8 protein-coding genes and 1 pseudogene are annotated in these 7,845 nt (G+C 67.2%); 4 read left to right on the top strand and 5 right to left on the bottom strand.

Annotation, left to right across the window (positions count from 1 at the left end):
* Both H0W38_RS11435 and H0W38_RS11430 read right to left on the bottom strand, forming a co-directional pair.
* Window positions 1–130: pseudogene (locus tag H0W38_RS11435) on the bottom strand (6-phosphogluconolactonase); the annotation flags it as partial.
* Between the two features lie 169 nt (window positions 131–299).
* Window positions 300–1,412, bottom strand: a complete 1,113-nt coding sequence (locus tag H0W38_RS11430) for a nucleotidyltransferase family protein (protein ID WP_292454008.1) — start codon at window positions 1,410–1,412, stop codon at window positions 300–302.
* Between the two features lie 53 nt (window positions 1,413–1,465).
* Here H0W38_RS11430 and H0W38_RS11425 point away from each other — a divergent pair, with 53 nt between their 5' ends.
* The 3 genes from H0W38_RS11425 to H0W38_RS11415 all read left to right on the top strand — a co-directional run bounded on the left by H0W38_RS11425 (window position 1,466) and on the right by H0W38_RS11415 (window position 2,990).
* Entirely contained in the window at window positions 1,466–1,726 is a 261-nt protein-coding gene (locus tag H0W38_RS11425) for a PqqD family protein (RefSeq protein WP_292454010.1), read from the top strand.
* 41 nt (window positions 1,727–1,767) lie between these two features.
* Window positions 1,768–1,962, top strand: coding sequence for a hypothetical protein (locus H0W38_RS11420; protein ID WP_292454005.1), 195 nt, complete (start codon window positions 1,768–1,770; stop codon window positions 1,960–1,962).
* Window positions 1,963–2,147: 185 nt separating this feature from the next.
* Window positions 2,148–2,990, top strand: a complete 843-nt coding sequence (locus H0W38_RS11415) for a hypothetical protein (protein WP_292454004.1) — start codon at window positions 2,148–2,150, stop codon at window positions 2,988–2,990.
* A 44-nt stretch (window positions 2,991–3,034) separates the two neighbouring features.
* On the opposite strand, the gene glk is transcribed toward H0W38_RS11415, so the two are convergent.
* The 3 genes from glk to zwf all read right to left on the bottom strand — a co-directional run bounded on the left by glk (window position 3,035) and on the right by zwf (window position 6,364).
* The gene (gene glk / locus H0W38_RS11410; protein WP_292454003.1) at window positions 3,035–4,051 is read right to left on the bottom strand and encodes a glucokinase; all 1,017 of its coding nucleotides are present in this window, start codon (window positions 4,049–4,051) and stop codon (window positions 3,035–3,037) included.
* An 83-nt stretch (window positions 4,052–4,134) separates the two neighbouring features.
* Window positions 4,135–4,872 carry a 6-phosphogluconolactonase gene (gene pgl / locus H0W38_RS11405; RefSeq protein WP_292454001.1) on the bottom strand — a complete coding sequence of 246 codons (738 nt, stop codon included), beginning with the start codon at window positions 4,870–4,872 and terminating at the stop codon, window positions 4,135–4,137.
* Window positions 4,873–4,897: 25 nt separating this feature from the next.
* Window positions 4,898–6,364: a glucose-6-phosphate dehydrogenase gene (gene zwf, locus H0W38_RS11400; protein ID WP_292453999.1), complete on the bottom strand. Its 1,467-nt coding sequence runs from the start codon at window positions 6,362–6,364 to the stop codon at window positions 4,898–4,900.
* Window positions 6,365–6,529: 165 nt separating this feature from the next.
* Here zwf and edd point away from each other — a divergent pair.
* The coding region (edd, locus tag H0W38_RS11395; RefSeq protein ID WP_292453997.1) for a phosphogluconate dehydratase at window positions 6,530–7,845 on the top strand (1,316 nt) is incomplete at its 3' end.

Genomic DNA, 7,845 nt, shown 5'->3' with positions numbered 1-7,845 from the left:
GCTTCATGCCGGGCGGCGGAGTCATCGTGCAGACGAGCGCGTTCGAACGCGGATAGAACGCGGCTTCGACGCCGAGTGCGCCGGGAAAGAGCGAGGCCAGGTGGCTGTCGTTGCCCTGGCCCAGTAGCACGAGCCGCGCGCCGAGACGCTCACGCGCTGCAATTCGCTGGCCGGTGCGCAGGCGCAGACAGAGTGCCGGCGGCGCGCCGGCGTGTACCGGACGCCGTGATCGCAATGCGCATGCGTCTTCGCGCGCGCCTTTGCAAGGGAAAGTTGCTCGCGTCGAGCGTCGATCCTGACTACCGGAGTCGGCTCAGAATCTTTTTTCTGAACTGTTGTGAGACGCTGTAGCGCCCGGGAACTGGCGGAGGAAAAGCAAAGTTCCACGGCCTGCCGCCGATCAGATGTCGATCCAGCATTCGGTGAATCATCCTCAACTGGATCGGCCCCACGAGTCTTTGCGCCGAAGCGAGCAGCGCAAGGTCTGCGGGCGACAGCGGCTCCACGCCATACCGGGGCAGGTAGGTCACCATCGTGTACAGCGATGCCTTGGCCATGTCGTTGTCCAGCCATTCGAGCATCTTTTTCCACTGAAGCGTTTGTCGGCAGGCCGAAAGAAGGTAGACCGCATCGAGCAGCGATGCAACGAAACTGGGGTGTACCTTGCACTGGGTCAAGTCGTTGAACCATGATGAAGCGATGTAAGCAAGCTGTAGTTCATGGCTCAGGCGCTTGACCGGCATTGCGTGGTAGAGCGAGCGGACCGAGCGGCGCAGCACATTGGGCAAGCTGAAAAGCAAGCGTTCGCAAAGCGGCGAATCGCTTCGAAACAAAACGGTGTGAAGCTCGACGATCGTGCGCCGAGCGGCATGACGGAGCGGCGCACCATGATGATGGCCATCGATCGCCGGATGGTTCAGCCGGCCGTAGCCGCACTCCAGCAGAGCGGCCTCCACCGATGCGTAGGCGTGTGCCGGTATGAGAACGTCAATGTCCGCCATCGGCCTGAGGTGCTCGGCGGGATAAAACTCCTCGCTGACCGAAATCCCCTTGAGCAGGGTCGCACCCGCCTGCAGACCAGCGCAGACCTCGATGATTTCGAGCGTACTGTCCACCAGGTTGCCATGCCGCACGCGCGCGGTGAGGTCGGCACTCAGCAACGCTTCCCGCCACGCCGTGGGTACGACGTCGGCGCAATCGCGCGTTGCACGATGCAGCAAGGGCCCAAGCCCACCGTCGACAGCCCACTGGAACTGCCGCGCGTTGACGCCTTCGGGGCGCCAGGCGAACTGTCGGTTGTCGTGGCCCAAGGGCGCGCCGGTCGCGGCATAGGCCAGGAGTTGACCGACCAGCGGCAATCCGGACTGCGACTCGGCTGCGGTGAGCCTCTGATAATCTGCCGACACTGTCATGTCCGTCGAACTTATCGCAAGTCGGCGTGAGCTACAGCGGAGAAATCGTGAGCATGGCAATTCGACGCGAAGAGTCTTTGATGGTTCGTGAGATCGACGGAGAGTTGCTGGTGCTGGACATGCGTTCCGACCAGATCCACCAACTTAATCGCACGGCCGCCTTCATCTGGCGGATGTGCGACGAACGGGCCACGCTACAGGCGATCGCCGCGGCCCTCGCTTGCGAGTTCATGGTGGACGAAGAGACGGCGCTCGAGGATGTCGCAAAGACCCTTTCGCTGCTGCAGCATCTGCATCTGCTTGTCAGCGGCTAGGATATTCTGTGTTTGGTTGAAGGCAACTCAGGAGGTGCGAGATGTCCAAGCTCACCGATTCGCGTCGTGAATTCGTAAAACGGGCGGCATATGTGACGCCGGCGGTCCTGACGCTGATGGCTACCCCGTCGTTTGCCAAGTCAGGCTCCACGAAGCCGGATGCTTGGAAAAAGCCCGGCAAGCCTAACCCTGGCAAGCCTCCGAAGATCGGCAAGCCTGACAAGCTTCCGAAGTAGGCCAAAGCCATGCGCTAGGGTGGGCAGCTCAATGACACATCGGTCGTTTCTGCCGGCCGTGACGGCGTCTTGTGGACGGGCAGGCCCGGCCGGTCGCGAGCACAGGGTTCAGCAGCAGGCACGTCACCGGGTCTCGAGGGGTTCCACCTCATGGCCTCATCGCGCCAAAGCGTCCTGACGCCGCATTGCTGCTGCAGACGCTTTCGTTCCTGATATTCGGCCAGCGCGTGCAGGTCGTCTGCAGCGACGGCCTCCTCGCGAGTGCCGTGGCGGCCAACTATTCGGCCTTGACGGCAGAGTTCGGGGAGCATCGGCCCGATCTGCATTACATCCTTGCGGGCACTTCCCGTCCTGGCGAGTTTCTCTTGACTTGCAGGGACCGAGCGGCGGTCACTGTCCTAGGGATGGGCCGGCTGCTGTTCGATCTCGAAAAAGACCTCACGATTGCCTTGCAGCAAAGGCGTCCCGATCTGCTGTTCCTTCATGCCGCGGCGCTCGAGAGCAGCGGCAATGCCTATCTGCTCGCCGGTGACTCGGGCCACGGAAAATCCACAGCAGCCTGGGGACTTCTCCATCATGGCTTTCGCTACATGAGCGACGAACTGAGCCCCATCGACCTGTGCTCGCTGCGCGTGCTTCCTTATCCGCGCGCATTGCACCTGAAGCGCCTTCCTCCACCGGCCTACCCCCTGCCGGTGGGCGATATCCTGGATTTCGGTGCCACCCTGCAAGTGCCGGTGCCGGCGCTGCCTGCTGCCGCCGTGTGCGCACCTTGCGCGCTGGGAGCCGTGATCTTCGTGCGCTATCAAGCGGGACCGCATCCGCCCGTGTTGCGGGCCATCAGCCCCGCGGAGGCGGGCGCCCGGATGTATGTCACCGTGCTCAACGCACTGGCTCACCCGGGTCACGGTCTGGACGCCGTCGTACACCTCGCCGAGCGGGTCCCCTGCTTTTCCCTCCGAAGCGCGGACCTTCGCGTCACATGCGAGGTCGTCAGCAAGGCGTTCGCAACGCCCGGCCCGAAGTAGTCGCAGGAGCGAGCCGGCGCGCCGCGTGAGCAGCCCGCCGCACTTCAATCGCGCGAGCCTGGAATGTTTTGTGCAAGATGACGCACAGCGCCCGCAAGCGCCGGGTGCGGCACGACGATGACGCCGGTGGCAACGGCGGCGAGGTAGGACTCGAATCGACCCTTTGCCTCGAAGCGCTCCCGAAAGCGCGAGCGCGCAAGATAGGCGGCAAGCTTCTGCGCGACGCCCCCCGCCACGAACAAGCCCCCTCGCGCACCCAGGGTGAGCGCCACGTTGCCGGCAAAGCCGCCCAGCATGGCGCAAAAGCTGTCGAGGGTCGCGAGGCAATCCTTGTCGCCTTCGTCGAGCGCACGCCGCGTGATGTCGGCAGACTCGAGGTCTTCGTCGCAGGGCGTGCCGCGCACGATGCACACCGCGCGGTGCAGCAGGGGCAGGCCGGTGCCCGAGAGCATGCGCTCGGCCGAAACATGCGGGTGTTCGATGCGAATGACGCGCAGCAACTGGCCTTCGAAATCATCGGCCGCGGCGGCCGTGACATGGCCGCCCTCGGAGGCCAGTGCGACCCAGTCGCGGCCGGCCGGCACGCAGCCCGCCACGCCCAGGCCGGTGCCCGGGCCGATCACTGCCATGGGCAGCGAACGGTCGGGGCGTGCCGCGGTCATCCACTGCACGGCGGTGTCGCCCGGCGCAGCGGCCAGTTGCGGCAGCGCCAGGGCCAGCGCCTCGAAGTCATTGAGCAGCAGCACTTCGTCGGCGCCGAGCGCACGTGCCATGTCGGCGCGCGACACGCACCAGTCGCTGTTGGTCATGCACACGCTATCGCCATCGATCGGCGTGGCCAGGGCCAAGGCCACGCGCCGCGGCGCGGCAGCAGGCGCGCCCGGCGCGGCGACCTGCGACAGGTAGGCCAGCGCGGCGGTCTGCGGCGATGCGAAGTCGCGGCATTTGTAGGAGCGAATGTCGGTCGGTGCGCCGTCATCGCCGCGCACCAGCGCGAAACGCGCATGCGTGCCGCCGATGTCGGCAACCAGCCAGGGGTATTGCGGTGAGGCGCTTGTCATCTCAGTGCTCGGTGGGGCGTTGTTCGTCGGCACGACCGAGGCGATCGCTGAATCGTGCGCCGTCGAAAAAGAAAGGTTTCATCTCAACGACACCAGAGGAAGTCGACAGGCTGGCTCGCATGCTCGGCCAGCGCCCGCAGCGGCGAGGGCAGCGGCCATTGGCCCCGCGCGGCGCGCTCGAAGGCGTCGCGCTTGTCAAGGCCCTGCGCGGCGATGACGATCCGGCGGCTGTCGAGCAGCGCGGCGAGCGTCAGCGACAGGCGCGGCAGCGCCGGCTTCATGCCGGGCGGCGGAGTCATCGTGCAGACGAGCGCGTTCGAACGCGGATAGAACGCGGCTTCGACGCCGAGTGCGCCGGGAAAGAGCGAGGCCAGGTGGCTGTCGTTGCCCAGGCCGAGCAGCACCAGATCGAAAGGCCGCGGCAGCTCCTGCAGACGTTGCGTGGCAGCGGCCACGCTGGCCTGTGCGTCGTCTTCGCCGCAATACAGCGGCGTGAAGCGCGCGGCGGCGGCACGGTCCTGCAGCAGCAGTTCGCGCACCAGACCTTCGTTGCTCTCGGCATGCTCGGCGGCAACCTGGCGCTCGTCGGACAGCGTGATGTGCACGCGCGACCACGGCAGGTCGAGTGCGGCGATGAGCGGGTAGTACAGGCGCGGTGAACTGCCGCCGGTGACGACCAGCGAGGCCGTGCCGCGTTCGCGCACTGCCGTCGTCACAGCCTCGCCCACTGCCGCCGTGACCGCCTGCGCGAAAGCCTCGGGCGAATCGAGAACCCGCAGGGCCAGCGTGCCCGGCAGCGGTGCGTCGTTGCGGTCTTCCATTTCGGCGTCCTCCTTGTCGTTCGACTCAGTCTTCTTCGTGCCAGGCGCAGCCGAAGCGCCCCACCAGCGCGCTCGACGCGGCCGGGCCCCAGGTGCCCGAGGTGTAGCCCTTCGGGGCTTCGCCGCTGCGGTCCCAGCCGTCGCGGATGGGTTCGATCCAGGCCCAGGCCGCTTCGAGTTCGTCGCGCCGCACGAACAGGGCCAGGCGCCCGCGCACCACGTCCATCAGCAGGCGCTCGTAGGCGTCGAGCCGGCGTGCTTCGCGCGTGTCTCGCAGCGCCAGGTTCAGCAGCTTGGGCGACAGCCGCATGCTGTCGCCGGGCGTCTTGGTGTTGATCTCCAGCCCGAGGCCGTCGTCGGGCTGCAGTCGGATGACCAACTGGTTGTGAGGCGTGCCGCTGGCGGTTTCGAAGATGGAATGCGGCACCGGCCGGAAGTTGATGACGATCTCGGCCAGCCGCTCCTGCATGCGCTTGCCGGTGCGCAGGTAGAAGGGCACGCCGGCCCAGCGCCAGTTGTCGATCTCGGCCTTGAGTGCGACGAAGGTCTCGGTCTGGCTGCTGGGCGCGATGCCGTCTTCCTTGAGGTAGCCGGTCACCGGCGCGCCCTCGATGGCGCCGGAGCGGTACTGGCCGCGCACGGTCTTGTGCGGCAGGTCGCCCTCCAGGTAGGGCCGCAGCGAACGCAGCACCTGCAGCTTGGCATCGCGCACCGAATCGGCATTGATCGAAGCGGGCGGCTCCATCGCCACGATGCACAGGCACTGCAGCACGTGGTTCTGCACCATGTCGCGCAGCGCGCCGGTGTTGTCGTAGAACTCGCCGCGCGTGCCGACGCCGAGCTCTTCGGCGATGGTGATCTGCACGTCGTGGATGTAGGAGCGCGACCACAGCGGCTCGAGCAGCGTGTTGCCGAAGCGCAGCGCCATGAGGTTTTGCACCATCTCCTTGCCGAGGTAGTGATCGATGCGGTAGGTTTGTTCCTCGGTGAAGATCTCGCCGACCGCGTCGTTGATCGTGCGCGACGACGCCAGGTCGCGGCCCAGTGGCTTTTCGAGCACGACGCGCGTCGCCGGCGTGACCAGACCCGCGCTCTGAAGGTGCTGGCAGATGGGGATGAAGAGCGATGGCGTGGTAGCGAGGTAGAAGACGCGCGGCACCGCTTCATCGTTCGAGAGTTGCGCGGCGAGCGCTGCGAAGTCGGCCGGCTGCGTGGCGTCGATCGCCACGTAGCGCACCTGGCTCAGGAGTCGTTGCCACACCGCGTCGTCGAAGTCGGCCTCACCGATGTGCCGGGGCACCTGCTCCGTCAGCAGCGCGCGATATTCATCGATGCCGAGCGGCTGGCGGGCCGCGCCGATGATCGTGGCGCCTGCCAGCCCCCCGTCGCGCACACCGTAGAACAGCGCGGGCAGCAGCTTGCGCATCGCCAGGTCGCCGGTGCCACCGAACAGCACCAAGTCGAACCGATCGTTGTTCGCGTTCTCGCGCATTCCTCGAGGCCCTTCGTGCGTGGAGCCGCTCCCGCGCGGTCGCGCCGGGCCGTCAGCCGTGGCGTCAATGTAGCAACAAGGGGATCGCGCACGGTGCGCAGGGGTGCGACGAGCGCCCACTACACTGAATCGGAACCCGGGCAGGGCGCCCGCAGGAGTCCATTCATGGCGATACACCCCGAAGTCGCCCGCGTGACGGCGCGGGTGCAGGAGCGCAGCCGCGCAGGCCGCGCGGCTTACCTCGCGCGCATGGCCGCGGCGCGCGACGAAGGCCCCGCGCGAGGCCGCGTGTCTTGCACCAATCTCGCGCACGCGATGGCCGCCTCGCCCGCGGACGACAAGCTGTCCATCCGCGAACAGCGCGCGCCCAACATCGCGATCGTCTCGTCCTACAACGACATGCTCTCGGCGCACCAGCCGCTCGCCACCTTCCCCGACATCATCAAGCGCGCCGCGCGCGAGGCCGGCGCCACGGCGCAGTTCGCCGGCGGCGTGCCGGCCATGTGCGACGGCGTCACCCAGGGCCAGCCCGGCATGGAGCTCTCGCTGTGGTCTCGCGACGTGATCGCGCAGGGCACGGCGATCGCGCTCAGCCACGCGGTGTTCGACGGCGCGCTCATGCTCGGCATCTGCGACAAGATCGTGCCGGGCCTGCTGATCGGCGCACTCGCCTTCGGTCACCTGCCGGCGATCTTCGTGCCCGGCGGGCCGATGACTTCGGGCCTGCCCAACAGCGACAAGGCCAAGGTGCGCCAGTTGTTCGCGCAGGGCAAGGCGGATCGCACGCAGTTGCTGCAGGCCGAGATGGCGTCGTACCACGGGCCGGGCACCTGCACCTTCTACGGCACCGCCAACAGCAACCAGATGCTGATGGAAGTGATGGGCCTGCATCTGCCGGGTGCGGCCTTCGTCAATCCGGGCACGCCCTTGCGCGATGCGCTCACGGCCGAGGCCGCGCGCCGCGTCGTCGCACTCACCGCGCTGGGCCGCGAGTACACCCCCATCGGCGAGATCGTCGACGAGCGCGCCATCGTCAACGCCATCGTCGGCCTGCTCGCCACCGGCGGCTCGACCAACCACACGCTGCACCTGGTGGCCATCGCGCGCACCGCGGGCATCACCATCGACTGGACCGATTTCGACGAACTCTCCGCCGTGACGCCGCTGCTCGCGCGCATGTACCCGAACGGGCAGGCCGACGTGAACCACTTCCATGCGGCCGGCGGCATGGGCCTGCTGATCCGCGAGCTGCTCGATGCCGGCCTGCTGCACGAGGATGTGCGCACCGTGATGGGGGAGGGCCTGCGCGCGTATGCGAACGAGCCCTGGCTGGCGGACGACGGTGGGCGCTTGGCATGGCGCGCCGCGCCGGCCGCGTCGGGCGATGCCGGCGTGCTGCGCAGTGCGGCGGATCCTTTCGACGCACACGCCGGCGTGCGGCTGCTGCAGGGCAACCTGGGCCGCGCGATCTTCAAGGCCTC

Origin of the sequence: Methylibium sp., assembly GCF_013817365.1 — a bacterium.
Taxonomy (GTDB): Bacteria; Pseudomonadota; Gammaproteobacteria; order Burkholderiales; family Burkholderiaceae_C; genus Methylibium.
Note: the sequence above shows the minus strand (reverse complement) of the source record. Positions and strands in the feature narration are given on the sequence as shown.

Excerpts from the sequence above, each read along its gene's own strand:
- H0W38_RS11430 (WP_292454008.1), bottom strand. The coding sequence starts at position 1,412 with ATGACAGTGTCGGCAGATTATCAGAGGCTCACCGCAGCCGAGTCGCAG.
- H0W38_RS11425 (WP_292454010.1), top strand. The coding sequence starts at position 1,466 with ATGGCAATTCGACGCGAAGAGTCTTTGATGGTTCGTGAGATCGACGGA.
- H0W38_RS11420 (WP_292454005.1), top strand. The coding sequence starts at position 1,768 with ATGTCCAAGCTCACCGATTCGCGTCGTGAATTCGTAAAACGGGCGGCA.
- glk (WP_292454003.1), bottom strand. The coding sequence starts at position 4,051 with ATGACAAGCGCCTCACCGCAATACCCCTGGCTGGTTGCCGACATCGGC.
- pgl (WP_292454001.1), bottom strand. The coding sequence starts at position 4,872 with ATGGAAGACCGCAACGACGCACCGCTGCCGGGCACGCTGGCCCTGCGG.
- zwf (WP_292453999.1), bottom strand. The coding sequence starts at position 6,364 with ATGCGCGAGAACGCGAACAACGATCGGTTCGACTTGGTGCTGTTCGGT.